We start from the raw sequence: 25981 nt of genomic DNA, 5'->3' as shown, positions 1-25981 counted from the left end.
TCCTTACTTGATCATCGGGAGATTCAGGCCATTGCGCTTGGCGCACGCGATGGCCGACTCGTAGCCGGCGTCGGCATGGCGCATCACGCCGGAGGCGCTGTCGTTGACCAGCACGCGCGACAGGCGTTGTGCCGCCGCCTCGCTGCCGTCGGCCACGATCACCACGCCGGAATGCTGGGAGTAGCCCATGCCGACGCCGCCGCCGTGGTGCAGCGAGACCCAGGTCGCGCCGCCGGCGGTGTTGAGCAGGGCGTTGAGCAGCGGCCAGTCCGACACCGCGTCGGTCCCGTCGCGCATCGCTTCGGTTTCGCGGTTCGGGCTCGCGACCGAGCCGGTGTCGAGGTGGTCGCGCCCGATCACGATCGGCGCCTTCAGCTCGCCCGTTCGCACCATCTCGTTAAATGCCAGTCCTGCCAGGTGGCGCTCGCCCAGCCCGAGCCAGCAGATGCGCGCCGGCAGGCCCTGGAAGGCGATGCGCTCGCGCGCCATGTCGAGCCAGCGGTGCACCTGCGTATGCTGCGGGAACAGCTCCTTGATCTTGGCGTCGGTCTTGTAGATGTCCTCCGGGTCGCCCGACAGCGCCACCCAGCGGAACGGCCCGCGCCCCTCGCAGAACTGGGGACGGATGTAGGCCGGCACGAAGCCGGGGAAATCGAAAGCGTCCTGCACGCCCTCGTCGAGCGCGACCTGGCGGATGTTGTTGCCGTAGTCGACGGCCTGCGCGCCCATCGCCTTGAAATCGAGGATCGCGCGCACGTGCTGCGCGCAGGAGGCCGCGGCGGCCGCCTTCAGGCGCGCATGCTGCGCCGGGTCCTGCTGCGCCGCCTTCCATTCTTCGATGCTCCAGCCACTGGGCAGGTAGCCGTGGACCAGGTCGTGCGCCGAGGTCTGGTCGGTGACCAGATCGGGCACCATGCCGCCCTCGCGCGCGCGCCGCACCAGTTCCGGCAGCACCTCGGCCGCGTTGCCGAGCAGGCCGATCGACACGGCCTCGCGCCGCGCCTTGTGCTGCGCGACCAGCGCCAGCGCCTCGTCAATGTCCCTGGCTTGCTTGTCAATGTAACGGGTACGCAGGCGGAAGTCGATGCGGGTCTGGTCGCACTCGACCACCAGCGACACCGCACCGGCAAAGGTGCTTGCTAACGGCTGCGCGCCGCCCATGCCGCCCAGGCCCGCGGTGAGGATCCAGCGCCCGGCCATGTCGCCGCCGAAGTGCTGGCGCCCGGCCTCGGCAAAGGTTTCGTAGGTGCCCTGCACGATGCCCTGGGTGCCGATGTAGATCCAGCTGCCGGCCGTCATCTGGCCGTACATGAACAGGCCCTTGCGATCGAGCTCGTTGAAATGCTCCCAGTTGGCCCACTTCGGCACCAGGTTGGAATTGGCGAGCAGCACGCGCGGCGCGTCCGGGTGGGTACGGAACACGCCGACCGGCTTGCCGGACTGGATGAGCAGGGTCTGGTCATCCTCAAGCTCGCGCAGCGAGGCCAGGATCTGGTCGAAGCAGGCCCAGTCGCGCGCCGCGCGGCCGATGCCGCCGTAGACGACCAGCCGCTGGGGATCCTCCGCCACCTCCGCGTCCAGGTTGTTTTGCAACATGCGGTAGGCGGCTTCGGTCAGCCAGCTCTTGCAAGACAGCGCGCTGCCGCGCGGGGCCTTGATCACGCGCGTCGGGTCGAAGCGCGGGTCGGTATCAAGTCGGGGCGAATCCTGGGTCATCACGGCTCCTTACGAATAACAGGTGGGCATGCGAGGCCTCTCGCATGATCGTGAATGCCGAGTCTAGGTTGTCTATACAACCGCGTCAACTCATTTTACGCCCCCGGGCTCATTTCTTCTTGTACACCTGCCGGCCGGCAACCCAGGTTTCGAGCACGCCGGTCTGGTGGATGTCGTAGGCCGGCATCTTGAACAGGTCGCGATCGATCACGATGAAATCGGCCCACTTGCCCGGCTCCAGCGAGCCTAATGCGTTTTCCTGGTGGCCGGCGTAAGCTGCGTCAAGGGTAAAGCAGCGCAGCGCCTCCTTGAGCGACATCTCCTGCTCGGGATACCAGCCAGCGATCGGCTGCCCATGCGCGTCCTGGCGGGTGACCGCGGCGTGGATGCCAAAGAACGGGTTGGGCGACTCGACCGGGAAATCGGAACCGCAGGCGATGCGCGAGCCCTGGTGCAGGAAGGTGCGCCAGGCATAGGCGCCCTTGATGCGCTCGGAGCCGACGCGCTGCTCGGCCATGTTCTTGTCCGACGTCGCATGGGTCGGCTGCATCGAGGGGATGATGCCGAGTGATTTGAAGCGCGGGATGTCCTCCAGGGCCACCACCTGGGCGTGCTCGATGCGGTGGCGCTGGGCGCTGCTTCCGGTCGGGCCGAGCTCCTTCTGATAGACGTTCAGGACCTGGCGGTTGCCGGCATCGCCGATCGCATGCACGTTGACCTGGTAGCCCTTCTTCATCGCCTTGGTCATCATGGCGTCGATCTGGGCGTCGCTCTGGAACAGCAGGCCGTGCGAGGACGGCTCGTCGCTGTAGGGCGCGATCAGGGCTGCGCCGCGGCTGCCGAGCGCGCCGTCGGAATACAGCTTGACCGCGCGCAGCGCGTAGATGTCGTTCGCGTAGCTCTTGAGCGGGCCGTCCTTCGACAACTGGTCGAAGTCGGCGCCGGTGCCGCCGATCATGCCGTAGACGCGCACGGTCAGCTTGCCGTGGTCGGCGTAGTCGCGGTACAGCTTGTCCTCGGCCACGCCAATGCCGGCGTCGTGCACGCTGGTCAGGCCCACGCGCGCAAGCTGCGCCAGCGCCTGGTCGAGGACATTGCGCGCCTCGGCCTCGGTCTGCTGCGGCACCACCTTGTTGACCAGTTCCTTGGCGGCGTCGACCAGCACTCCGGTCGGGTTGCCGTTCGCATCGCGCATGATCTTGCCGCCGACCGGGTCTAGCGTGTCCCTGGTGATGCCCGCCGCCGCCAGCGCGCGGCTGTTGGCCCAGCCGGCATGACCGTCAACGCGCTGCAGCCATACCGGGCGCTCGCCTACCACGCCATCCAGCTCAGCGGCAGTGGGAAAGCGGCCCAGCTTCCAGTTTTCCTGGTTCCAGCCGCGTCCGAGCAGCCAGGCGTGCTTCGGGTTGGCGCGCGCGTAGTCGCCGATGGCCTTGAGCGCTTTGGCAAGCGAGGTGGTAGCGGACAAATCGAGCTGGGTCAGCACGCCGCCCAGGCCGAACACGTGGCCGTGCGCGTCGATCAGGCCCGGCAGCACGGTGCGTCCTTTCATGTCGACGTGGCGCGCGCCCGGCGCCTTGGCGGCGACCTCGGCGCCGCTCCCCACCGCGATGAGGCGCCCATTGTCGTCGAACGCGAACGACGCGAACTGCACCAGGTCGCCTTTATTGTTGAGGGTATAGCCGTTGGCGTTATCGATGACCGTGGTCGCGCAGGCTGCCGCGGCGGCCCCGAAGGCGGCCAGGAACATGGAACATTGCAGGGGGATCTGACGCAGGCGCATTCTCTATTCTTCTCCGTACTCGTGAGGTGGCGGGCCCTTGGTCGGGGACGCACAAACAAAGAGCAGAGTGTATAGAAGTTTGCGCAATGGTCAACTCGCCGCGCATCGGCTCGGCTGAAAGCCGGGGGAAGTTCGTAGGGTGTGCTGTAGCGCACGCTGTACGGTTGCGCAGAGTTTGCTCCGCGTGCGCACAGGTGCGCACCCTACGAAACCCACACTTACCGGTCTACGCCGCGTCGTGGAAGATCACGCCCAGGGTGTACCGGTTGCCGCTCCTGATCCTGCTCACTCCGTGGCGCATGTTGACCCGGTAGACGCCGCGCGTGCCGTTCACGGGGCGGTGGTGCACGGGGAAGACCACCGCGTCGCCCTGCTCCAGCGGAACCACCTCGGCGCGCGATTGCATGCGCGGGCGCTGCTCGGTCAGCACGAACTCACCGCCGGTGAAGTCGGCGCCGGGCCGCGACAGCAGGACCGCGACCTGCAGCGGGAACACCAGCTCGCCGTACAGGTCCTGGTGCAGGCAGTTGTAGTCGAGCGCCCCGTACTTGAGCAGCAGCGGCGTGGGCCGCAGCTGCCCGGCGGCGTGGCAGCGCGCGAGGTAGTCGGCATGAGTCGCGGGAAAGCGCTCGTCCTGCCCCAACGCGCGCTGCCAGCGGTTGCCGATCTGCGCCAGCGGCGGGTAGAGCGCGGTGCGCAGCCGTGCCAGTGGCGCGGGCAACGGGTAGGCAAAGTACTGGTACTCGCCGCGCCCGAAGCCATGGCGTTCCATGACGATCCGGCTGCGGAACAGGCTGGCGTTCGCATAGCTCGCCAGGTAGGCCGCGCACTCGCCGGGCGTCAGCAGCCCGGGGATGACGGCGCAGCCGAAGTCGTCCAGCTCGGCGCCGACGCGCTCCCAGTCGATCGCGCTCACTTGGCCCGCTCCCGCTCGAGCAGCACCTTTTTGCGCTCGACGCCCCAGCGGTAGCCGGAGATCGAGCCGTCGTTGCGCACCACCCGGTGGCAGGGAATCGCCACCGCGACCGGGTTGGCGGCGCAGGCGCCGGCCACCGCTCGCGCGCCCGATGGCAGGCCGACACGCTGTGCCAGTTCGGCGTAGCTGACCGTCTGCCCGGCCGGGATCTCGCGCAGCGCCTGCCACACGCGCTGCTGGAACGCGGTGCCGCGTACGTCCAGCGGCAGGGACAGGCCAATTCCGGGCGCCTCGACGAAACCGACCACCTGCGCCACCGTGCGCTCGAAGTCGCTTTCGGCGCCGCGCAGTTCGGCGTTCGGAAAGCGGTCCTGCAAGTCGCGCACCAGTGGCTCCGGCTCGTCGCCGATCAGGATCGCGCAGATTCCCTTGCCGGTGGCGGCGACCAAAATCGCGCCCAGTGAGCAGCCAGCCACCGCGAAGCGGATCGCCTCGCCCTGCCCGCCGGCCCGAAAGCGCGTCGGCGTCATGCCCAGCATGCCGTTCGCCTCCGCATAAAAGCGTCCGCTCGAATTAAATCCCGCCTCGTACACGGCTTCGGTCACGCTCGCCCCTTGCGCCAGCTGCTGGCGCACGCGCTCGGCGCGGCGCGCCGCCGCATAGGCCTTGGGCGTGATTCCCGTGTGCGCCTTGAACAGCCGGTGCAGGTGGAAACGGCTGATCCCGCAGGCTTGTGCCAGGGCCGCCAGATCCAGTTCGTCCTCGGCTTCGTCGATCAGGCGGCAGGCGCGCGCCACCGCCTCGGCCTGGCGCTGCTTAAGCGGCGGCAGCGTCGGGCGGCAGCGCAGGCAGGGTCGAAAGCCGGCCGCCTCGGCCAGCGCAGCGCTGGCGTGAAAGGCGACGTTCTCGCGCCGCGCCGGCCGCGACGGGCACGACGGACGGCAGTACACGCCGGTGCTGCGCACAGAATAATAAAAAACGCCGTCCGCTTGAGCGTCGCGGCGGCACACGGCCGCCCAGCGCTCGTCGTCGCTGGCAAAGCCTGTGGAGGTTGCTGGTTGCATGGCACTTCCTCTTTCGTTTGCAATGACCTGATCCTAGCGGCGGCGCGCCGATCCGGCACCCCGGGTCTTGCTTTCGAATCGGCAGTGCTAGAATCCGGTCTTCGGCCGCGCTTACCCGGCCTGCACTCGGAGAGTAGTTTGGACGATCAGATTGCGCAAGACAGCGCTCCCATTTTCCGGCGCATCAAGGATTACCTGGTAGGCGAAATCGCTTCCGGACGCTGGAAGGAGGGCGACCTGGTGCCTTCCGAGCAGGCGCTGGTGCGCCAGTTCGGCGTCTCGCGCATGACAGTCAACCGCGCGGTGCGCGAGCTCACCGCCGAACAGGTGCTGGTGCGGCGCCAGGGTTCGGGCACTTTTGTCGCGGCGCGCAAGTACCAGACGACGCTGGTCGAGATCCGCAACATCGCCGACGAGATCCGCGCCCGCGGACGAGCCCACCGCAGCCGCCTGCGGCTCCTGGAAGCGGCAAACGCCGGCGAGGCGCTGGCAAGCCAGTTCTGGCTGACCGCGGACGCACGCCTGTTCCATTCGGTGATCATCCATTTCGAGAACGATGTGCCGATCCAGGTCGAGGACCGCTGGGTCAACCCGGACTGCGCGCCGGCCTACCTGGAACAGGATTTCTCGGTCGTCACGCCCAACGAGCACCTGATGGCGGCCGCGCCGCTGCAGGGGGCGACCTACAGCATCGAGGCGCTGCCGGCGCCGCGCGAAATCGCCGAAATGCTGGCGATCGAGCCGCACGCCTGCTGCCTGGTCCTCAAGCGCAAGACCACCTCGGCCGGCCGGGTGGCGTCGGTGGTCACGATGTGGCATCCGGGGCAGTTGTGCCAGTTCACCGGCAGCGTCTGACATTCTCATCAATAAAGTTGGCGCGGACACTATCCTACGCCGGGAAACTCCGCGATAATGACCAGCTGGTCCCTATCCCAGCGATACCATTCGTATGACAACATCCGCCGAACCGGCCGGGCGCGCCCCGCGCGTGCTGCTGCTCGATGACGATCCTTTCGTGCTTGCACTGCTGGCCGACATGCTCGCTGCGCTGGGCCCGTTCGAGGTGATCGCCGAAACCGAGGCCAGGTCCGCGCTGGCGGCGCTGGCGTCCCGCGCGCCGGACCTCTTGATCTGCGACCTGGCCATCCCCGAGATGGATGGCATCGAGTTCCTGCAGGCGGCGGCAAGCCAGGGCTTTTCCGGGCGCGTGGTGCTGCTGTCGGGCATGGAGGCGGGCGTGCGCGAGGCGGCACACGAGCTGGCGCGGGTGTTCGGCCTGCGCGTGACGGGCGTGTTCCGCAAGCCGATCGACATCGAGCAGTTGCGCGCAATCGTGATGTGTTAAGATTTTGTACAAACGGCCGAACACTTTTCAGCAAAATAGGTTATTATTCCCGCTAATTCCCCGCCTGTCGTCCTCTTGCCGCCCTTCCAACTTTGTTGTTGCACACTTTGCCTCCACCATTGTGTTGCATCCGGTCTATAGTTAGCGGAAGCACGGCCGAGCGCCCCAGTTCACGGCGCTGCAGGCGTTATTTGATCCTTACCTCTCATTGAGGAAAACATGAGCGAAAACATCAAACACATCAGCGATGCATCTTTCGAAGCCGACGTGCTCAAGTCCGAGCGCCCGGTTCTGGTCGATTTCTGGGCCGAGTGGTGCGGTCCCTGCAAAATGATCGCCCCGATCCTCGAGGAAGTGGCCAAGGAATACGACGGCAAGATCACCATCGCCAAGATGGACGTCGACGCCAACCAGGCGGTGCCGGCCAAGTTCGGCATCCGCGGCATCCCGACCCTGATCCTGTTCAAGAACGGTGTCGCGGCGGCGCAGAAGGTGGGCGCGATGGCAAAGGGCCAGTTGACCTCCTTCATCGACAGCAATATCTGATACCATAGCGGCGGCAGCGCGCAAGGCACTGCCGCCATATCCGGACGGGGAGGACGCCAACCCTGGTGCCTTCCCAGTTTGATTAACCCACGCAGCTCCCTCCCCTACCTTATTTTCCCGTCACGGGACCCAACACATGCACCTCTCTGAACTGAAGGCAATGCACGTCTCCGCGCTGCTGGAGATGGCGATCGGCCTCGATATCGACAACGCAGCTCGCCTGCGCAAACAAGAACTGATGTTCGCCATCCTGAAGAAACGCGCGAAACAGGGCGAACAGATTTTCGGCGACGGCGCGCTGGAAGTGCTGCCGGACGGTTTTGGCTTCCTGCGTTCGCCCGATGCGAGCTACATGGCCTCGACCGACGACATCTACATCTCGCCGTCTCAGATTCGCCGCTTCAACCTGCATACCGGCGACTCGATCGAGGGTGAAGTGCGTACCCCGAAGGATGGCGAACGCTATTTCGCGCTGGTCAAGGTGGACAAGGTCAACGGGGAATCGCCGGAAGCGTCCAAGCACCGCATCCTGTTCGAAAACCTGACCCCGCTGCACCCGCAGGAGCCGCTGCGCCTGGAGCGCGACATGAACGGCGCCGAGAACATCACCGGCCGTATCGTCGACCTGATCTCGCCGATCGGCAAGGGCCAGCGCGGCCTGCTGGTCGCCTCGCCCAAGTCGGGCAAATCGGTGATGCTGCAGCACATCGCGCACGCGATCACCGCCAACCACCCGGACGTGACCCTGATCGTGCTGCTGATCGACGAGCGTCCCGAGGAAGTGACCGAGATGCAGCGTTCGGTGCGCGGCGAAGTGGTCGCCTCGACCTTCGACGAACCGGCCACGCGCCACGTGCAGGTCGCCGAGATGGTGCTGGAAAAAGCCAAGCGCCTGGTCGAGATGAAGAAGGACGTGGTGATCCTGCTGGACTCGATCACCCGTCTGGCGCGCGCCTACAACACGGTGATTCCGGCTTCGGGCAAGGTGCTCACCGGCGGTGTCGACGCCAACGCGCTGCAGCGTCCGAAGCGCTTCTTCGGCGCGGCACGTAACGTCGAGGAAGGCGGCTCGCTGACCATCGTCGCCACCGCGCTGATCGAAACCGGTTCGCGCATGGACGACGTGATCTACGAGGAATTCAAGGGCACCGGCAACATGGAAGTGCACCTGGAGCGCCGTCTGGCCGAGAAGCGCGTGTACCCGGCGATCAACCTGAACAAGTCTGGCACCCGCCGCGAGGAACTCCTGATCAAGCCGGACCAGCTGCAGAAGATCTGGATTCTGCGCAAGCTGCTGTACTCGATGGACGAGATCGAGGCGATGGAGTTCATCCTCGACAAGATGCGTGCGACGAAGAACAATACCGAGTTCTTCGACCTGATGCGCCGCGGCGGCTAACGCCGACCGGCAGCATCGGCAACAAGGGCGGCGTGTGCCGCCCTTTTCTTTTGTTCGCTACCATGTGCATCCATGCGCCCGGCCCTCGCTTTGAAACAATGAGCGCTTTCGCATGGGGACGACATGGCCACAAACGAGCGTTACGCCGCACATGAACCCGATCCGTACCAACTGGATCGCCGGCTGACGATCCTGGAGACGCGCTTCGACACGATCCTGCCGACCTTGGCCACCAAGGCCGATCTGGCAGAGCTGAGGGCGGAACTGAAAGCCGAGTTTAAATCGGAAATTAACGGTCTATCGCGCTGGGTGGCGACCATGTTCATCACGATGGTAATTGGCTTCGCCGGAATGATCGCTGCGCTGCTTAAAGTGGCGCCTTTCTGATCATGACTACCGAACGCGAAACCGCGGCCCCCGGCCCTCCGCGCAGCGAGGACGAGCGCATGCTCGATCGCCGTGTCACGATCCTCGAAACCCGCTTCGACACCATCCTGCCCATGCTCGCCACGAAAGCCGACCTGGCGGAACTGAGGGGCGAATTCAGGGCCAGGTTCGCCGAACTCGAGGCCAAACTCGCGCAGATTAAAGCTGAACTCAAGGAACAGATTCGCGCCGAAAGCGCACGTCAGTCGCGCTGGATGGCAACGATGGTCATTACCATGGCGCTCGGTTTCGGCGGCATATTGGCTGCGCTGCTTAAGCTGGCGCCTTTGTGATCATGCCTAGCGAACCCCAAACCGCGGCCCCTGGCCCCCTGCGCAGCGAGGATGAGCGCATGCTCGATCGCCGGGTCACAATCCTCGAAACCCGCTTCGACACCATCCTGCCCCTGCTGGCCACCAAGACCGACCTGGCGGAACTCAGGGGCGAGTTCATGACCAAACTTGCGGAAACCAAGGCCGAACTCAAGGCAGAGATCCGTGCCGAAAGCGCGCGTCTGTCGCGCTGGATGGCCACCATGGCCATTACCATGGTGCTCGGTTTCGGCGGCATGTTCGTCACCCTGTTGACGCTGTTGCCACGCTGACCCTGTCTTGGTTGCCTCGCCCCCAGTTCCGGCTGTATAATCGCCGGTTCAGTATCTAACCCCTGGCAAGTGATCGGCAATCGGGTCAAGAAGCAAGGCGACCGACGAAGTGCTGTTTGGCTACCAACTCAACCGAAGGCAAAACCATGAAGACCGATATCCATCCAGATTACCGTGAAGTTGTGTTCCACGACCTGTCGTGCGACTTCAAATTCATCACCCGTTCGACCATCGCCACCCGCGAAACCACCGAATTCGAAGGCAAGCAATACCCGCTGGTCAAGATCGAGGTGTCGGCTGAGTCGCACCCGTTCTACACCGGCAAGCACAAGATCGTCGACACCGCTGGCCGCGTCGAGAAATTCCGCCAGAAATTCGGCAAAGTCGGTTCCAAGACCACCGTCGCCAACGGCTAATTCCTGCCGAAATCGCCTGGAAAGCCCCCGCGGCTTTCCCTGCAAGGAAGCCACCGAGCTCCGAAAAGGAGGCCGCTGGCTTCCTTTCTTTTTTTCCGCAGCTATACTACGCCCCACCATTTCTTGCTTGCGCCTATTAGATGAAACCAGTCCGCCTCCCTGCCGCCGCCACCCTCGCGCTGCCTCGCTGGGCGCTGTTCGCACTTGGCCTGCTGTACATCCTGCCAGGCCTGATCGGGCGCGACCCGTGGAAGGACGACACCGACGCCGGCAGCTTCGGCATCATGTGGACGATGGCGCATGGAAACCTGCACGACTGGCTGCTGCCGAACATCGCCGGCCTGCCAGCGGTCAACGAGGGGCCGCTCGCGTTCTGGCTGGGGGCGCTGTGCATCAAGCTGTTCGGCTGGCTGCTGGGCGACGTGCTGGCCGCGCGCGTGTCGACCATCGGCATCTTTGTCGTCGGCACGCTGTCGCTGTGGTACACCGCGTTCCACCTCGGGCGGCGCCCCGATGCCCAGCCGCTGCGGCTGGCGTTCGGCGGGCAGCCTGAGCCGGACGATTACGGCCGCACCCTGGCCGACACCGCGGTCCTGATCTACCTCGGCTGCCTCGGCCTGCTGCTGCACAGCCACGAGACGCTGGCCGTCACGCTGCAGGGCAGCCTGCTGGCCTATTTCCTGTACCGCGCGGTGCGCTACGTCGAAACCCAAAGCATGCGCAACGCGGTGCTGGTCGGGCTGTCGCTGGGCGCGCTGGTGCTCACCCGCAGTCCGCTGACCCCGATCGTGCTGGTGCTGGCGCTGTTCCTGTGCACCCGTTTCCTGAACATTCCCGCCGGGCCGACCGCGCGCCACCTGGCGTTGGCGTCCGGTATCGGGTTCGCGATCGCGCTGCTGTGGATCGTACCGGCAATGCTGCTGCATCCGTACGGCCAGTCGCCGGTGCGCGCCTGGCTGGCCTACAACGCCACCCAGCTCGGGCTGCCGAGCTGGCACTCGATCACCGGCTTCTTGCGCGTCGGCACCTGGTTCTTCTGGCCGGCCTGGCCGTTCGCCGGCTGGGCGATCTGGGCCTGGCGGCGCCAGCAGAAGTTGCTGCACATCGTGCTGCCGCTCTCGTTCGTGGCCGCGCTCACGCTGCTGATCGTGTCCGGCCCGCAACCGGAAAACGGCGACCTGCTCAAGCTGCTGCCGCCGCTCGCGCTGATGGCCGCGTTCGGCCTGCCGACGATGAAGCGCGGCGCGATCAACGCCATCGACTGGTTCTCGGTGATGGTGCTGACCACCCTGGGCGCCCTGGTGTGGCTGTTCTGGATCGCCAAGCTGACCGGCTGGCCGGCGCAATTGGCGCACAACGCACTCAAATTGGTGCCGGGCTTTACGCCTGAATTCGGGCCGGTGGCGTTCGTGGTTGCGGCGGCAACCAGCATCGGCTGGATCGTGCTGGTGCACTGGCGCCTGTCGCGCCAGCCGTCGGTGCTGTGGCGCGCGGTGGTGCTGTCCTCAAGCGGGCTGATCCTGCTGTGGGTGCTCCTGATGACGCTGTTCCTGCCCGACCTGAACTACAGCAAGAGCTACGCCAGCGTGGCCCAGCAGATCGCGGCCAAGCTGCCACCGGACGCCAACTGCATCGACACCGACGTCGGCCCGGCGCAACGCGCCTCGTTCGCCTATTTCGGGCACCTGCCGTTTGCCGGGGTGACCGGCGGCCAGTGCGACTACCTGCTGCTACAGGACAGCGTCAAATCGAAGGGGGGCGACCACGGCGTGGCCGCCCACCGCATGCAGGGCTGGACCCTGCTGTGGGAAGGACGGCGTCCGTCCGATCGCGTCGAGCGCTACCGCCTGTATCAGCGCACCCGCTGAGCGGCACACGCTCCGGCTTGACGAGCCGCGCCAGGCAACTGGCGCGGCTCTTTTGCTTTCTGCAGGCCGCCGAGCGCCCCCCCGGAGGTGTCATCCGTTACATTCTGTGCATTTCGAAAAAGCATGGCATTTGAGAAATATCAAACCATCGCCGGCCTCAGCGTACAGAATGATAAAGGACCGGACCGGTTCGTCCAGCGACAAGGAGAGCCACGATGAAGAACGTTACCATTTCCGCAGTGGCGCGCGATGCTTCACGTCTTCTGTATTCGGCGGCGGCCGTGCGCCGGGTGGTGCTGTTCGGCCTGACCCTGGCGCTGGGCCTGCCAGCGATCATCGTCGCGTTCCACCTGCTCGATCCGGCCGCCCCGCTGGTCTACATCGTCGTCCCGGTGCTGGCCGGCGGCCTGTTGCCGGTTCTGGTGGGCGCGCCCGGGCGGCTCGTGGTGAACACCCGCTTTGACGCGCGCCACATGGTCGGCACCCTGGACCAGACGCTCGGCGCGCTGGGCTATGCGCAAGCCGGCGGCGGCCCGGGCGCGGTGCGCTACCGCGCCGGCAGCCGCGAGGAAATCGCGGTGACGGTGCGCGACAACAGCCTGGAAATCGTCGGCCCGTTCACCACGCTGGTCGCGCTGCAAAAGCACATCGCGTGCTAGAACACTCTTAAACCTTCATCGGCAGGATCACCATCTGCAGGCCTTCCAGGTGCAGCCGCCGCTGCACCGCCAGTGCCGCCTGGTTGTGCAGCAGCCGGATCAGCCAATTGTCCTTCGCGAAGATCAGCTTGCTGGTGAAGAAGATCGCATTCGGGAATTCCTGGCTGATCTGCTCGCACATCCGGGTCACCTCGTCCACCGCATCTGTGCCAAAACCGATGTACGAGGACGACGCCATCCCGTGGCTGTGGCAGAAATCGACAAAATACTCGAGCGTTTTGGCGGCGTCCTCGCGCATCTTTTCCACCGCCCCATCACCGCCATAGACATGGGCGTCGACGGTGCGGGCATTGACGAACACGAAATTCTTGAAATGGTCCGGGAACATGCGCAGCACCCACAGCAGCGCGTGCAGACCGCCGCCGCGTGAAGTGCCGACGATGAACACCGCGGTCTGCGCCTGAGGATCGGGTTCGACCGTGCCGGCCAAAGGGCCGAACGGCTGGTTGGCGAACACCCGGTCCACCGAGCGGATCGCACGCTTGGTCTTGCGATAGTGGTTACGCACCAGGATGCACAGGCCCGCAATCGCGGCGATGATCACGGCGGTGGCCCAGCCACCCTGCGCAAAACGCTCCACCAGCAGCACCAGCAGGATGCTGGCGCAGATCAAAAAGCCCAGCAGCGACAGCAGGAAACGACGCACCCAGGGCAGGTTGTCCTGGCGCTTGCGGTTCTGCCACCAGTACAGGCACAGGCCGAACAGCGAGATTGCGAAGGTCAGGAACACCGAGATCGAATACAGCACCACCAGCAGCGTGACCTGGCCGCCGGTCCAGAACAGGATCGACAGCGCGGCGATGCCCATCACGACGATGCCGTTTTGGGTCACCAGGCGCGAGGACAGGTAGCGGAACTGGTGCGGCATCCAGGAGTCGCCAGCCATGTTCGCCAGCACCGCCGGACCGCCGAGAAAGCCGGTGTTGGCGGCCACAAACAACAGGCCCGCCTCGAACGCGAGCACCACGACCAGCAGCGCCTGGTCGAGCACGGGACTGCCGAAGCCCATGCTCGCGATGATCGCCTTGAAGGTCGAGGCGTTAAGCGTCTCCCCCGGCACCGCGCGCGCATCCCACAGCAAATACAGCAGGATGATGCCGCCGGCGGTGATGGCCAGCGACAGCGCCATGTACAGCATGGTCATCTTCCCGGTGCGCACGCGCGGCTCGGCCAGCAGGTTGACGTTGTTCGATACCGCCTCCAGTCCGGTGTAGGTACCGCCGCCCTGCGAATAGGCCAGCATCAGCATCCCGGCCACGCCGGCCCAGCCGATGCTGCCGGCCAGCTCGCGCGTTTCGGCGATTGTGCTGGGCACGAGCTGCGGCAGGTGGGAGGCATGGGAGACGATGCCGTACACGATCAGCACCAGGTGGGTGGCCACGAACCCGGCGAAGATCGGCAGCAGGATCTGGATCGCCTCCTTCAGCCCGCGCAGGTTCATCACGATCAGCGTGGCGATGAAGAAGGCCTCGGCCCATAGCTTGTATGGCTGGAACCCGAGCGGCAGGAAGGATGCGAGCGCGTCGACCCCGGACGCAATCGAGATCGCGATCGTCAGCACATAGTCGAGGATCAGGGCGCAGCCGGAAATCAGGCCCAGGTAAGGTCCGACCAGCTTGGTCGCGACGCGGTAGCCGCCACCGCCGGTGGGGAACAGCTCGATCACCTGGTTGTATGCAAGCGCGATGACAAACACCGTGAGGGCGGTGGCGATCGCCATGTACAGGCCAAGGTGGGTGTGGGTGCCGAGGGCGCGGAAGGTCTCTTCGGGGCCATAGGACGACGACGACAGGCCGTCGGCTCCCAGACCGACCCAGGCCAAAAAGGCCACCAGCGCCATCGAGTGGCGGGTCTCGCTTTTCAGGGGGTCGAGCGCCTTGCCGAGGATTAGTTCGCGAATCTTCTTGTTCTTCATTGTGTCCGCCGTCCGGGGACGGCTCTGTTTCTGGGGAATCCGGGATGATACGCTTTAACGCGGCTGGCGGACACTGCCGTGTTCCCTCTGCCGGGAAACTGTTGCCCGAGCAATCCAAATCGAGGATAATGCGGGGGCGTCGCCGGGATGGCGGAATAGGTAGACGCACGGGACTCAAAATCCCGCGCCGCAAGGCGTGCCGGTTCGATTCCGGCTCCCGGCACCATTAGTATCCATGCGGGTTCCAGCGGATGAGGCTACTTTGAAGGCTTTTCCGCAAAAAACGGCCTCTTTCCCGCAAAATCTACCTGGCCGGCTTCAACATAGTTTCCCTTCCGATAGCGTATGTAGCGCCGTGTCATTGTCTCTGAGGCATGACCGAGCTGATCTTTGGCTGCGTGCATCCCCTGCTGTTCTTCCTTGTCGGTACCCGCCTTAGCGCGTAAGTCTCGGAATTGGAACTCGCGGATCGCCACCACCATATCTGGATTTTGCGCAATGGCAAGCGCACGCGCGATGTTGAAATTCTCGCACGTCAGTAACCGAGTCTGAAGAGACTGCTCTCCTATGACCTGATAAATATTGACTGAATGTTGCTTGACTGAATGTTGCTTGGCTTGACTGAATGTTGCTTGACTGAATGTTGGCTGCTGCCGCAAAATGGCTAGTTCGATAACTCAGGGGCTGCCATGAAGAAGATACGTTCTGCGACATTCACCATCCTTGCATCAACTGTACTGGCTGCGGTCGACAGCCCAGCACAGGCTCAGACTGCCCCGCCGCCCAGCGGCGAGGCTGCGGCGCCAGTCCAAAGTGTGACCATCACCGGCTCGCGGATTGCCAACACACGAACGCAAGAAGCACTTCCCGTCTCCATCATCGATGCCGCCCAGATCGACGCCGTCGGCAGTGTCTCGGGCGATGATCTGTTCCGCTCGCTGCCGCAGGCGGGCGATGTGAACTTCCAGGAGGCGCGCACCACCGGTAACCTGAACGATGCCCGTGGCGACAATGCCTCGATCAATCTGCGCGGCGTTGGCACGGGCAACACCCTGGTGCTGGTGAACGACCGGCGCCTGATCCTGACCCCGGGCACCCAGACCGAGAACTTTGTTCCGGTCCAAACCGCCAATACCAATTCCCTGCCCGTCGGTGCCGTCAGCCGGATCGAGGTGCTGCGCGACGGGGCCGCTGCCCTCTACGGCTCGGATGCCGTGGCCGGCGTGGTCAACGTCCTCACTGACCAAAAATTCAAGGGCGTGCGCCTGCAAGGCCGCTATGGCTCGGCCAAGGGCATGGACGAAACGAGCGGCGCCATCAAGGCCGGGATGGATACGACTGGCGGCGGCAATGTCCAAATGTTCGCCAGTTACACCAAGCGTACGCCGCTGATGGCCAGTGAGCGTTCGTTCTCGGCCAGTGAAAACCATCTGCCGGACATGGCCGGTACGGATTGGTCGGCCGACACCGGTTTCGACAACCGCACCACCAGTTCGCCGTGGGGCTCGTTCACGGCCGTCACGGCCACGGGTGCGACGGCCACCGTGAAGCAGGGCACGGCCACCCTGACGTCGAGCGGCGTCTTCCACGTGGAGCCGACCAGCAACACGGACGCTGGCTGCTCGAGCACCGTCTACAACAGCAACCTGTGCCTGAAGAGTGGCGGCATCACCGGCGCCGCCGACCGTCCCCTGCGCTACGACGAGAACCCGGATCGTTCGATCCGCGGTGGGCTCGACCGCTTTAATGCCTTTAGCAGCTTCCGCCAGCCCCTGGGGGAGAACGAGCTGTTTGGTGAAGCCAATTACTATCAGGCCAAACTCAGAGGGATGCGCGAACAGTCGGCGCCGATCTCGAGCGCCGTGATCACCATCCCGGCATCGAACTATTGGAACCCGTTCGGCCCGAGCAGCAGCCCGAACCGCCTGCCCAACCTGACGGGCGTGCCGGCCGAGGGCCTGCCGATCCGCATTACCAACTACCGCCCGGTCGATACCGGCCCGCGCACCTATACGGTTTCGGACGATATGGGCCGCGGCCTGCTCGGACTGCGTGGCGACCTTGGTGAGTTCAAGTGGGAGAGCGCCTTCTCCTATGCGCGTGCCCGCACCGACGACAACACCCACAATGCGATCAGCAACACGCTGTTCCAAAAGCAGTTGGGCCTGAAAACGGCCGAGGCCTACAACCCCTTCAATGGCGGTACCCAGGGTACGTACTCGCTCGGTGACGGCACGTCCAACCCACGTTCCTCGATCGACCCCTTCCTGGTCGAAGTGCACCGCATCAGCACGACCTCGCTGACCACCTGGGATGCGCGCTTTACCACGCCCAAGTTGTTCAGCCTGAAGAGCGGCGATGTGGGCCTGGCCACGGGTGCGGAATGGCGTCGTGAAACCTACAGCGACGACCGCGATGCACGTCTGGACGGCACCATCAAGTACACCGACTCCGTCACCGGCCGCGCGTATGACACCGACATCATGGGCGCCAGCGCCTCGCCGGACGTGAAGGCTAGCCGCAATGTGATCGGCGCCTACGCCGAACTGGCTGTGCCGGTAGTCAACCCCGAGATGGGCATCCCGGCCATCCGCTCGCTCGACCTGCAAATTGCCGGCCGTGCCGAACGCTACTCGGACTTTGGCAATGTGGCCAAGCCGAAAGTTGCGGCCCTGTTGGAAGTCATGCCTGGAGTCCGTTTGCGTGGCTCGTGGTCGAAGAGCTTCCGTGCGCCGAATCTGCCGCAGTTCTATAGCGAAGGCAGCTCGGTGTCGAATACGCGGACGGACTGGGCCGCTTGCCGCCTGAATGGCGGGACCTGTGGGGGCGCCTCGTCGCTCGAAGTGCGTGCCGGTAACAACCAACTCAAGCCCGAAAATTCGGAAACGTCTTCGGCCGGCCTGGCGCTGCAACCGTTCAAATGGCTGGGCACCACCTTCGACTTCTGGCAACTCAAGTCGACCGGTGTGATCGGGATTCTGGGTGGCCAGAACCAGCTCCTTTATGACTACTACCTGCGCCAGAACGGCAGCTCGAACCCGAACGTGGTACGCCTCGCACCGGTGGGTACGCAGGTGATCGGCACGGTGGACTACATCAACGACAACTACTTCAACCTGGGCCCGCGCACGATGAAGGGCTGGGACTTCGCCGTCAACCTCGATAGCGGCACTACCAAGAATGGCCGCTTCCGCATGGCAGCCAGCGTCGCCAAGCTGGTCACGTTCTACCAGGCGCCGTCGGAGATCCAGCAAATGCTGATGGACGCGAACGATGCGGGCAAACTCGGCACCGGGATCACCATCACCCGAGCCGGCGACCTGATCGGCCAAGGTGCGAACCCGCGCTGGCGTTGGGGCAGCAATTTCACTTGGAACAAAGGCCCGGTCACGGTCGGCCTGAATGTCACCAGCGTTGGTTCTTACTACGACACCGGCACGGCCCTGGTGAATGGCTCGTACTACAAAGTGCCGAGCTTCACCACGGCGGCTGCCTACACCCAGCTGCGGATGGCCAAGGACGGTGGCTTGCTGAGCGGTGCCGAATTGCGCCTCGGCGCGCGTAATCTGTTCGATAAGGCCCCGCCGATCACCTCGTCGAACTTCGGCTTTAACGGCGCCTTGCACGATGCCGTTGGCCGTTACGTGTACATCGAGATCGCGCGCACGCTGTAATCGTGCACGCCAGCTAGAGGAGCGAACCAGACATGCTTTTTGAGAACCATAAGTACGTGTACGTGATTGGGGCATTGGCGGGCAGCGTGCTCACGGCGCTGCCCGCCGCCGCCGCGCCGTCCCAGGGAACCAGTAGCACCTGCAGTGACGAAGCGACGACCATTTCGGGCGACTTTGAAGGTGGCGCATTTGCCCGTTGCGAAGTGGTCAAGCGCGGCCACTTCAAGCTGACGATCACGCCGGAAGACGCCCAGGTCACAAACTGCAGCCCCTGGTACGCTTTTCAGCTCAGCAGCAGTCAAAGCCAGCAGGTGACGATCGAATTGGACTACAGCATTTGTGGCCACCGCTATCGTCCGAAATTCCGCGCAGAAGGATCGGATTGGCAAGCCATTCCGCTCGCGGATGTTAGCGTCAATAACGCGAAGGGGAAAACGTCCGGGAACGGGAAGCCGATCCCGAGCGCGACAATCCAGCTAACCATCCCTGCTGGCAAAACGCAGATTGCGGCCCAGCCCTTGCTGGTATCCAAAGATTACACGGCGTGGCTGGATCGCGTCGCCCAATTGCCAACGGTCAATCGTGGCCTGCTCGGCAAATCGCGCGAAGGGCGGCCGATCGAGAAGATCACCATCCGTGAACCGGGCGCGACCACTTCGCGCAATGTGGTGTTGACTGGTCGCCAGCATCCGCCCGAGACCACGGGCGCGATCGCCATGCAGGCCTTTGTGGATCGTCTGCTGGAAAACGACACCTTGGCACGTAGCTACCGCTCGCGCTACACGACCGAGGCCATTCCCCTGCTCAATCCCGACGGCGTGGCGCGTGGCCATTGGCGCCACAATCTGGGCCAGACCGACCTCAATCGCGACTGGGGTCCCTTTGCCCAGCCCGAAACACAATTGATGCGCGGCCTGCTGGAAACCCTGAACAAGGCGCCGGAGCAGCGCCTGCGTTTATTCCTCGATTTCCACTCGACCCATTACGACACGGTCTACACCCTGACCGACGATGCGGTGACCAGCCCGGCGGGCTTCACCCGCAAGTGGTTGACGGCCTATCAGGCCCTGGTGCCCGACAAGAAACTGCGTATCGAGCCGGGCCATAACCCTGGCCTGCCGACCGCCAAGTCCTGGGTCTACGAGTACTACAAAGTGCCGACCGCCACTTACGAAATTGGTGACGAGACCAATGTCGAGGTGATCCGGCGCGATGCCCGCGCCGCGGCTGAAGCGATGATGAGCACCCTCTTGGGCGATGCTGATTAAAGCCAGCCTGTTGAGCGCCCTGGCGCTCGTTGCCAATGTTGCCCCGGCGGCCTCACCGCCGCTTTACGACCTGCTGATCGTCAATGGCCAGGTGGTCGACGGTGATGGCCGCACGCTGGACGGCGTGGCCATCGCCATTCAGGGCGACCGCATCGTCGCCGTGGAGCCGTGGCTGGCCCAAAGGGCAAGCGCGCGCCGCACCATCGACGCTCGCGGGATGATTGTGGCGCCGGGTTTTATCGACCCGCACACGCATGCCAACGCCGCGCTCACCTCCCCGGACGCGGACAAGCGCGCCAATTTGGCCTGGGCCTTCCAGGGTGTCTCCACTGTTGTCGTCGGTAATGATGGTGACGGCCTGAGCGAGGCCAAGCGCCCCGGCGCGGCCGCCGGCACCAACTATGCGGTGCTGAGCGGCTTTGGCCGCATCCGGCGCGCCGTGATTGGGGATGTGGACCGTGCGGCAACTAGCGCAGAGCTCACGCAAATGCAGCAGGCTGTGGCACGCGATATGTGTGACGGTGCCTTTGGCTTTTCGACCGGCTTGTATTACGCCCCGCAAAGCTTTGCCGCGACGGACGAAGTCATCGCCCTGGCCAGCGTCGCCGCCAAGATGGGCGGCTATTACGACACCCACCTGCGCGTGGAAGGCAATAGCGGCATCGGTGTGGTCGGCGCCCTGGACGAAGCCCTCGAGATCACCGAGAAGGCGGGCATGCCGTTGCACGTGTCGCACATCAAGGCGCTCGGTCCTGCCGCGTGGGGCAAGGCCGAGGCCATGATCGACAGGATTGAAAAGGCGCGTGCACGTGGGCGCCAGGTCACGGCAGACCAGTACCCGTGGGATGCCTCAGGCACGCGGATTTCGAGCGCGCTCTTGCCGCGCAGTGCAGTCGATGGCGGCATGGAGGCCTTGCGCCGCCGCCTGGCCGACCCGGCCCAAGCGGCAGACATCGAACGCGCCATTGAAGAGAATATTACCGGCCGCGGTGGCCCGGATCGTCTGCTGGTAACCGGGGTGGTCGGCAATGCGGGCGTCACGGCTGGCAAGACCTTGGCCCAGCTGGCGAGCGAGTCGGGAACGACGCCGGCCAAGGTGGCCATCGAGGCACTGCGCAAAGGCGATGCCAACTTGGCCTCGTTCAACATGAGCGCCGAGAACATCAAGGCCTTTGCCTACAAGGACTGGGTGGTCACTGGGTCCGACGGCAGCACCGGCCATCCACGCATGTACGCCTCATTCCCCAAGGCGTGGAGCGATCTGGTGCGCGAGGGAACGATGAGCATAGGCCGCTTTATTGCCCGTAGCACGGGTGATACCGCGCGCGTGATCGGCCTCGAAGGCCGCGGCTTTCTGCGTGCCGGCTATGCTGCCGATATCGTGATCTTCAACCCCGAGCGCTTCAAGGCGGTGGCCAACTACGTCAATCCCACCGCCCTGTCGGGTGGCGTGCAAACCCTGCTGGTCAACGGCGTGCCGGTGATCGAAAATGGTCGCTATGCGGGTACCTTGCCAGGCGTGCGGCTCAAGAAGGTGCAGAAAGGCACGCAATGCAGCGCGCCCCCGTTGGTTTGAACAAATTCGTTCATGCCTGCTACCTTGTAGAATTGCCATCGAACTCAAAAATCCCGCGCCGCAAGGCGTGCCGGTTCGATTCCGGCTCCCGGCACAATATATTTATGCGGGCGCGCGAGCTGGCTGACGATGTGTTCACAGAAGCCTCGGGCGCGTGCGGCGTGGCCGCGTGGCGGACAGGACAGATGTGGCTCGGAGTCAGCCTGTTCGGCGGCTCGCATTACGGCGCGACGCCGTTACTTCCCTCCTAAAGCCGCGCACCCCTCTTCCAATCTCGCGAACGTCTTGGGATCGATCGCCGCCTCGATCGCGGTATCGCCGTACACCAGAGCGATTGCCGATCGGTCCGCCGTCGCACGCACCGCAAATGGCGGGATCGGCTCCGCGGTGACCTGGTCCTCCAGCTGGAGGATGCCGGCCTGTACCGGGAACTGCGCCGCAGCCTGCTCGAGCGTGAGCTCCCGCTTGGCCGTGATCTCCGTCAGCCGGGGCAGCATGCCGGACAGGTCCGGGGGCGCGTCGCAGTGCTGCCCCGGCCTGCCATCACCATACCGGACTTCGACGTCGAACCGCCCGCCCTGGCCATCGCGCTTGACGATCAGCGTCATCGTACCGGCCCGGTATGTCAGCCCGCGAATGCCGTCATCTTCCGCTGCAAAAACCGTGGTGCCTGGCTCGATCGTGGCGCGCCGTGATCCAGAGGTGTAGGCAATCACGGCTGCGCCGGCAACTGCGCATGCGGCCGCAATTAGTCCGATGCGAATGCGTGCGCTAGAAGACATAAACGGTGGTCCCTTTCTGCGCCCACCCGAAAAGCGTTTTCGCGTCCTCTTCCTTTAGCCGCACGCAGCCATGCGAGCCAAACCAATCGCTGATGGACTTTTTGAACATCCGCACGGCGTTAAAGGCAGGCCCGTGATATTGGTGGAGCGCTTTACCGTCTTGCGTGAAAAACAGCGCGTAATTCATCGGCACATGGTAGGCATGGCTGGTGTAGGGGTGACGCTTGTCCCATATCTTGAACAGGCCCTTATCGGTCCGGTGGTCCGTGTCGCCGCTGATGCATTCGAAACGATGGACTCGCTCGCTGCCGTCGTATGTCTCGACTACCTGCTGGGTTAAGTTGACCCTTATTTGCTTCTTGCTGGTCGTTTCATGGTGGGTTGGCTTGTGGTGCATATTGCCTCCGTTGTGTGAGGCAATCATGGCTGAGTTGGGTTTACGACAACTTGGCGGACATCAACCGGAGGTGCGGAGCATGTCAAGCACCAGCCTGCAGGGTGGTGCAGTTGGAGCGGCGTTAGCGCTGAGGCCGCCAGTTCCGCCGAACCTCTGTTCATTATCGGCCCGCCAAGTGTTGGCCACAGGCTAAATCGCAATCGTTCTTTAAATGAGTTTAGGATTGTGATTCCTGTTGTCGTGGGTTCGTACCCATCAGCCCTCCCTCAAGGTTTCCTGATTGGAGGATAAACTCCAGGTACAACCTGTCTGTCACACAACCTCGGCGGAACAGACTACAGCACCTATTGGGATTGATTAAACTGCAACTTCTTGATTTAATGCATTGCCGGAGGTGGCATCAATCACATGAAATGAGCCATGACCGAAACTAGCGACTACAGACCGGACCAAATAATCAAGACGCAGCGAAACACGTCGAGCTCGTCGTGTTCGTCGGTGCTGGTGCCTCAAAGTTATGCGCCGCCCAATTGGCAACATTAAGGCAGAACGTCATGAACGCTAAGGCTATGGGCTTCTTCAAGCGCTATTGGCTGCTTGTCGCCGTACCATTCCTGGTAGTCGCCGGCTGCGCGTCGATATTCAATTTTCACTACAAGGAAACGGCGGAGCCGACCATAGTCCTTCATGACGCATTGGTTCGCGAATTCGAACTTGAGGTAAGAAAGACTGTTGAAATTTCGGGCAACATGCATGGGCCGTCCAATCCGTTCGCTCCATCGCATGTCGAGAAAATAGCGGACTACATCTACATCGACACAGAACGCGGTGTCATCCCAGCGGATAGAATCATTTTCACCCATTGGCGCGGGTGTAGTAGTTCCGTCTGGTGGCAAAAGGATATGCAGGGCTCAGTCATCCTGACGACCGACTCGGTAATAATTGACCTCAAAATGCCACGATATGAGGGTTCCTCCAGCGTCCCCAAAGGGCATGTACCTTGGGAACACAATGGAACATACAAGCTGGTGCGGGCAGCGGGAGAAGTAGCTATCGCGAGCACGCAGACCTGCGGACTGAATTGAATTCGGCGCACTGACAAATACCTGAGCCACTAATACTCCACTCGACAAGAAAATGAAGATAGCCCAGTTATCCCGTCAGTCCAGAATTCCCCTTCTAGTGCTGCTTCTTGGGGCATTGTGGCCCTGCGTGACGTTTGCCCAATCCGCTACGCTATCCTATGTCGAATACCAAGGGCAGCGCATTCAACTCAGTCGGGCATACGCTGATTTCGATGAATACAAGAACGATGTCAAGAACCTTAGCGTCAAGCAGGCAGGTCAAGTAGAAGCGCTCATGCAGAAGACCCGATTTGGACCATCGTTCGCGAACGCACAGGCGCTAGATAACGCCCTAGCGGAGCTACAGTTTCCTGGCTATGGCATGTTCTATGCGAACCAATTGGGTGCCCACATCGACACTATGCTTGAGCTAGCATATGTTGAAATACCGATGAAGGATCGAAACCGGTACGTTGTTCTGGAAAAGACGCCAACAGGCGGTTTCCGGGTCGTGGTTGATTTCATTGCCGGCGCGACTCCTGAAATAACTCGGGTCCACCGTGGGAGCGACGGAAAACTTGTGTTCACCGATTCTACCGGGACGAAGATTGTTCCGAAAAAGGACCAGGTCCCAAAGTAGGTTTAACTTGTAACGTGCGGCATTATCGCTTTCTTCCAGCTCCATGGTAGGCGGCAAGGGCATATCGACCTTGTATCGGCGTCTCCTTCCCGTCTTGCGCCTGCTCTGGGATGGCAGCCCATCAAAAAGTGGTTGACCGCCGTCACCATTGCCTATACCTTCTGCAGATCGTGGTGCCGTTGCGCAAGGAATTCTTGAAACGCCAAGGAGGCCGCAAATGAGGAGTCTGACCAAGCACTTCACACTCGAGGAGCTGATCGCCTCGCAAACCGCGACGCGTCGAGGCATCAACAACTATCCGTCGTCCGAGATCATAGACAACCTTACCCTGCTGGCGGAGACGCTCGAGCAGGTGCGCACGTTGGTCGGCCAGCCAATCATTATCTCGAGCGGCTACCGCAGCGTGGAACTCAACAAGGCGATTGGCGGCGCTGACGGTAGCGCCCATACGCTCGGTCTGGCGGCCGACATCAACTGCAGCGGCATCGGGCCGAAGGAATTGGCGTGCCTGATTCGCGACAGCGGCATCAAGTTCGACCAGCTCATCTACGAGGGCACCTGGGTGCACATCGGCCTGTCTGGCGGCGCCCCTCGATTCGAGGTACTGACCGCGCACTTCAACGGAGGCCCGGCCAGCTACACCAAGGGAATTACATAACGCCGCTTTCTGTCACCTGTGCGCTCCCGCTCAGGGGGTGCACCTGTGCGAGCGAGTTTACGCCTTGGCGGCCGCCAGCGCCACCTGCGCACGGCGCGCCACCAGCTCATGGTACAGGCCGGTGTAATTGGCGGCCATCTGCTCCGATGTGAACAGCTCGTGGTAACGCGCCGCGGCGCGCGCGCCCATCGCATGCGCCAGCCCAGGGTTGTCCCACAGCGTGCGCATCGCGGCGCGGAATGCGTCCGGATCCGACGGCGGCACCACCAGCCCCGTTTCCCCGTCGACGTTGATGTAGGTGGTGCCGGTGCCGATCTCGCTCGAGATCATCGGCTTGCCGAACATCGCCCCTTCCAGCAGCGAGATGCCGAATGCCTCCGAGCGCAGGTGCGACGGGAACGCCACCGCATAACACAGCTCCAGCAGCGCCACCTTGTCCAGGTCGTCCAGCGCGCCGACGAACAGCACGTTGGTCAGGCCCAGGCGCGCCGCATGCGCCTTGAGTTCCTGCTCGATCGGCCCGGCGCCGACGATCACCACCGGATAGTCGGTGCCCGCCACCGCGTCGAGCAGGATGTGCAGGCCCTTGTAGTAGCGCAGCACGCCGACGAACAGGAAGAACTTGGGGCCGACCTTGGCGCGCCAGTGCGCCAGGCGCTCAGGCTCCGGCCGCGGATAGGTGCTCTGGTCCAGGCCGTAGGTGATCACCCGCGTCTTGTCGCGGTAGCGGTCCAGCACTGCCGACGAGGCCATGTAGTTGGGCGAGGTGGCGATGATGGTGTCGACACTTTGCAGGAAGCGGTGCTTGAGCGGCTGGTACAGGCGCAGCAGGTGCTTCTGGCGCACGATGTCCGAATGGTAGGTCACCACGGTCGGCTTCCTGATGCGGGCAATGAAGTGCGTCAGGTCCATGAACGGCCACGGGAAATGGTAGTGCACCACGTCCGATTCCGCGGCCAGCCGCGCCAGCGCGCCGATCGCGGGCAGCGAACAGGCGTTCGAGGCGATCTCGAGATTGAGCGGCACCCGGTGCACGGTGTGCCCTTCGAACTGGAACGGACGCAGATCCTGCTGGCGCGACAGCGACAGCACCTGGTTGACCACGCCCATGCGCCCGGTTCCGACACACAGTTGGCGGATGACTTGTTCGATGCCGCCGACCGAGTCCGGGTAGTAAGTCTTGTAGAAGTGAAGGACGCGCATGG

General features: G+C 63.6%; 26 protein-coding genes and 1 tRNA gene. 18 read left to right on the top strand and 9 right to left on the bottom strand.

Annotation, left to right across the window (positions count from 1 at the left end; genetic code table 11):
* Positions 1-3: 3 nt before the first annotated feature.
* From hutU to ada, 4 genes are all read right to left on the bottom strand, one after another.
* Positions 4-1716, bottom strand: coding sequence for a urocanate hydratase (gene hutU / locus E4O92_RS01205; protein WP_135187916.1), 1713 nt, complete (start codon positions 1714-1716; stop codon positions 4-6).
* Positions 1717-1825: 109 nt separating this feature from the next.
* Complete coding sequence (locus E4O92_RS01200; RefSeq protein WP_135187915.1) at positions 1826-3499, bottom strand: amidohydrolase; 1674 nt, start codon at positions 3497-3499, stop codon at positions 1826-1828.
* 226 nt (positions 3500-3725) lie between these two features.
* On the bottom strand, positions 3726-4463 hold the full coding sequence (locus tag E4O92_RS01195; protein ID WP_229482886.1) for a 2OG-Fe(II) oxygenase: 738 nt from the start codon (positions 4461-4463) through the stop codon (positions 3726-3728).
* Positions 4412-5479 (bottom strand): bifunctional DNA-binding transcriptional regulator/O6-methylguanine-DNA methyltransferase Ada, encoded by a 1068-nt coding sequence (gene ada / locus E4O92_RS01190; protein WP_135187913.1) that lies wholly within the window; start codon positions 5477-5479, stop codon positions 4412-4414. The genes E4O92_RS01195 and ada overlap by 52 nt, the downstream gene beginning before the upstream one ends.
* A gap of 138 nt (positions 5480-5617) precedes the next feature.
* Between ada and hutC the strand changes: the two genes are divergently transcribed.
* From hutC to E4O92_RS01140, 10 genes are all read left to right on the top strand, one after another.
* A complete protein-coding gene (gene hutC, locus E4O92_RS01185; RefSeq protein ID WP_135187912.1) occupies positions 5618-6334 on the top strand; it encodes a histidine utilization transcriptional repressor HutC in 717 nt (238 codons plus the stop codon).
* Between the two features lie 94 nt (positions 6335-6428).
* The gene (locus tag E4O92_RS01180; protein WP_135187911.1) at positions 6429-6824 is read left to right on the top strand and encodes a response regulator; all 396 of its coding nucleotides are present in this window, start codon (positions 6429-6431) and stop codon (positions 6822-6824) included.
* Between the two features lie 219 nt (positions 6825-7043).
* Entirely contained in the window at positions 7044-7370 is a 327-nt protein-coding gene (gene trxA, locus E4O92_RS01175) for a thioredoxin TrxA (protein ID WP_135187910.1), read from the top strand.
* 136 nt (positions 7371-7506) lie between these two features.
* Complete coding sequence (gene rho / locus E4O92_RS01170; RefSeq protein ID WP_135187909.1) at positions 7507-8769, top strand: transcription termination factor Rho; 1263 nt, start codon at positions 7507-7509, stop codon at positions 8767-8769.
* A 123-nt stretch (positions 8770-8892) separates the two neighbouring features.
* A complete protein-coding gene (locus E4O92_RS01165) occupies positions 8893-9156 on the top strand; it encodes a hypothetical protein (protein WP_135187908.1) in 264 nt (87 codons plus the stop codon).
* Positions 9157-9158: 2 nt separating this feature from the next.
* The gene (locus tag E4O92_RS01160; protein ID WP_135187907.1) at positions 9159-9488 is read left to right on the top strand and encodes a hypothetical protein; all 330 of its coding nucleotides are present in this window, start codon (positions 9159-9161) and stop codon (positions 9486-9488) included.
* Between the two features lie 2 nt (positions 9489-9490).
* Positions 9491-9799, top strand: coding sequence for a hypothetical protein (locus tag E4O92_RS01155; protein ID WP_135187906.1), 309 nt, complete (start codon positions 9491-9493; stop codon positions 9797-9799).
* Positions 9800-9945: 146 nt separating this feature from the next.
* Positions 9946-10215: a type B 50S ribosomal protein L31 gene (locus E4O92_RS01150; protein WP_135187905.1), complete on the top strand. Its 270-nt coding sequence runs from the start codon at positions 9946-9948 to the stop codon at positions 10213-10215.
* 140 nt (positions 10216-10355) lie between these two features.
* The gene (locus E4O92_RS01145; RefSeq protein ID WP_135187904.1) at positions 10356-12083 is read left to right on the top strand and encodes an ArnT family glycosyltransferase; all 1728 of its coding nucleotides are present in this window, start codon (positions 10356-10358) and stop codon (positions 12081-12083) included.
* A gap of 215 nt (positions 12084-12298) precedes the next feature.
* Positions 12299-12742: a hypothetical protein gene (locus E4O92_RS01140; protein WP_135187903.1), complete on the top strand. Its 444-nt coding sequence runs from the start codon at positions 12299-12301 to the stop codon at positions 12740-12742.
* Positions 12743-12749: 7 nt separating this feature from the next.
* Here the strand turns inward: E4O92_RS01140 and E4O92_RS01135 are convergent, their stop codons facing one another.
* On the bottom strand, positions 12750-14717 hold the full coding sequence (locus E4O92_RS01135; RefSeq protein WP_135187902.1) for an APC family permease: 1968 nt from the start codon (positions 14715-14717) through the stop codon (positions 12750-12752).
* A 141-nt stretch (positions 14718-14858) separates the two neighbouring features.
* Between E4O92_RS01135 and E4O92_RS01130 the strand changes: the two genes are divergently transcribed.
* A tRNA-Leu gene (locus E4O92_RS01130) sits at positions 14859-14943 on the top strand.
* Positions 14944-14974: 31 nt separating this feature from the next.
* On the opposite strand, the gene E4O92_RS01125 is transcribed toward E4O92_RS01130, so the two are convergent.
* Positions 14975-15376, bottom strand: a complete 402-nt coding sequence (locus tag E4O92_RS01125) for a site-specific integrase (RefSeq protein ID WP_229482878.1) — start codon at positions 15374-15376, stop codon at positions 14975-14977.
* Between the two features lie 30 nt (positions 15377-15406).
* Between E4O92_RS01125 and E4O92_RS01120 the strand changes: the two genes are divergently transcribed.
* The 4 genes from E4O92_RS01120 to E4O92_RS01105 are packed head-to-tail and all read left to right on the top strand — an operon-like array spanning position 15407 to position 21486.
* The gene (locus E4O92_RS01120; protein ID WP_135187901.1) at positions 15407-18391 is read left to right on the top strand and encodes a TonB-dependent receptor domain-containing protein; all 2985 of its coding nucleotides are present in this window, start codon (positions 15407-15409) and stop codon (positions 18389-18391) included.
* A gap of 32 nt (positions 18392-18423) precedes the next feature.
* A complete protein-coding gene (locus E4O92_RS01115) occupies positions 18424-19659 on the top strand; it encodes a M14 family metallopeptidase (protein WP_135090181.1) in 1236 nt (411 codons plus the stop codon).
* Positions 19649-21235, top strand: a complete 1587-nt coding sequence (locus E4O92_RS01110; RefSeq protein ID WP_135187900.1) for an N-acyl-D-amino-acid deacylase family protein — start codon at positions 19649-19651, stop codon at positions 21233-21235. The genes E4O92_RS01115 and E4O92_RS01110 overlap by 11 nt, the downstream gene beginning before the upstream one ends.
* Entirely contained in the window at positions 21211-21486 is a 276-nt protein-coding gene (locus E4O92_RS01105) for a hypothetical protein (protein ID WP_135187899.1), read from the top strand. Before E4O92_RS01110 ends, E4O92_RS01105 begins: the two co-directional genes overlap by 25 nt.
* On the opposite strand, the gene E4O92_RS01100 is transcribed toward E4O92_RS01105, so the two are convergent.
* Positions 21472-21951, bottom strand: coding sequence for a hypothetical protein (locus tag E4O92_RS01100; RefSeq protein WP_135187898.1), 480 nt, complete (start codon positions 21949-21951; stop codon positions 21472-21474). The genes E4O92_RS01105 and E4O92_RS01100 overlap by 15 nt on opposite strands.
* Before the next feature lie 55 nt (positions 21952-22006).
* Positions 22007-22414 (bottom strand): L,D-transpeptidase, encoded by a 408-nt coding sequence (locus tag E4O92_RS01095; protein ID WP_135187897.1) that lies wholly within the window; start codon positions 22412-22414, stop codon positions 22007-22009.
* A 554-nt stretch (positions 22415-22968) separates the two neighbouring features.
* Between E4O92_RS01095 and E4O92_RS01090 the strand changes: the two genes are divergently transcribed.
* The 3 genes from E4O92_RS01090 (at position 22969) to E4O92_RS01080 (ending at position 24776) form a co-directional block, all read left to right on the top strand.
* Positions 22969-23499: a hypothetical protein gene (locus E4O92_RS01090; protein ID WP_135187896.1), complete on the top strand. Its 531-nt coding sequence runs from the start codon at positions 22969-22971 to the stop codon at positions 23497-23499.
* A gap of 52 nt (positions 23500-23551) precedes the next feature.
* Complete coding sequence (locus tag E4O92_RS01085) at positions 23552-24118, top strand: hypothetical protein (protein WP_135088815.1); 567 nt, start codon at positions 23552-23554, stop codon at positions 24116-24118.
* A 217-nt stretch (positions 24119-24335) separates the two neighbouring features.
* Positions 24336-24776 carry a D-Ala-D-Ala carboxypeptidase family metallohydrolase gene (locus tag E4O92_RS01080; RefSeq protein WP_135187895.1) on the top strand — a complete coding sequence of 147 codons (441 nt, stop codon included), beginning with the start codon at positions 24336-24338 and terminating at the stop codon, positions 24774-24776.
* A 57-nt stretch (positions 24777-24833) separates the two neighbouring features.
* Here the strand turns inward: E4O92_RS01080 and E4O92_RS01075 are convergent, their stop codons facing one another.
* Positions 24834-25979 carry a glycosyltransferase family 4 protein gene (locus tag E4O92_RS01075; RefSeq protein ID WP_135187894.1) on the bottom strand — a complete coding sequence of 382 codons (1146 nt, stop codon included), beginning with the start codon at positions 25977-25979 and terminating at the stop codon, positions 24834-24836.
* Positions 25980-25981: the final 2 nt, after the last annotated feature.

This window comes from Massilia horti (assembly GCF_004614195.1).
In the GTDB taxonomy this organism is placed as follows: domain Bacteria; phylum Pseudomonadota; class Gammaproteobacteria; order Burkholderiales; family Burkholderiaceae_D; genus Telluria; species Telluria horti.
This window is presented reverse-complemented; position numbering and strand designations above follow the sequence as displayed.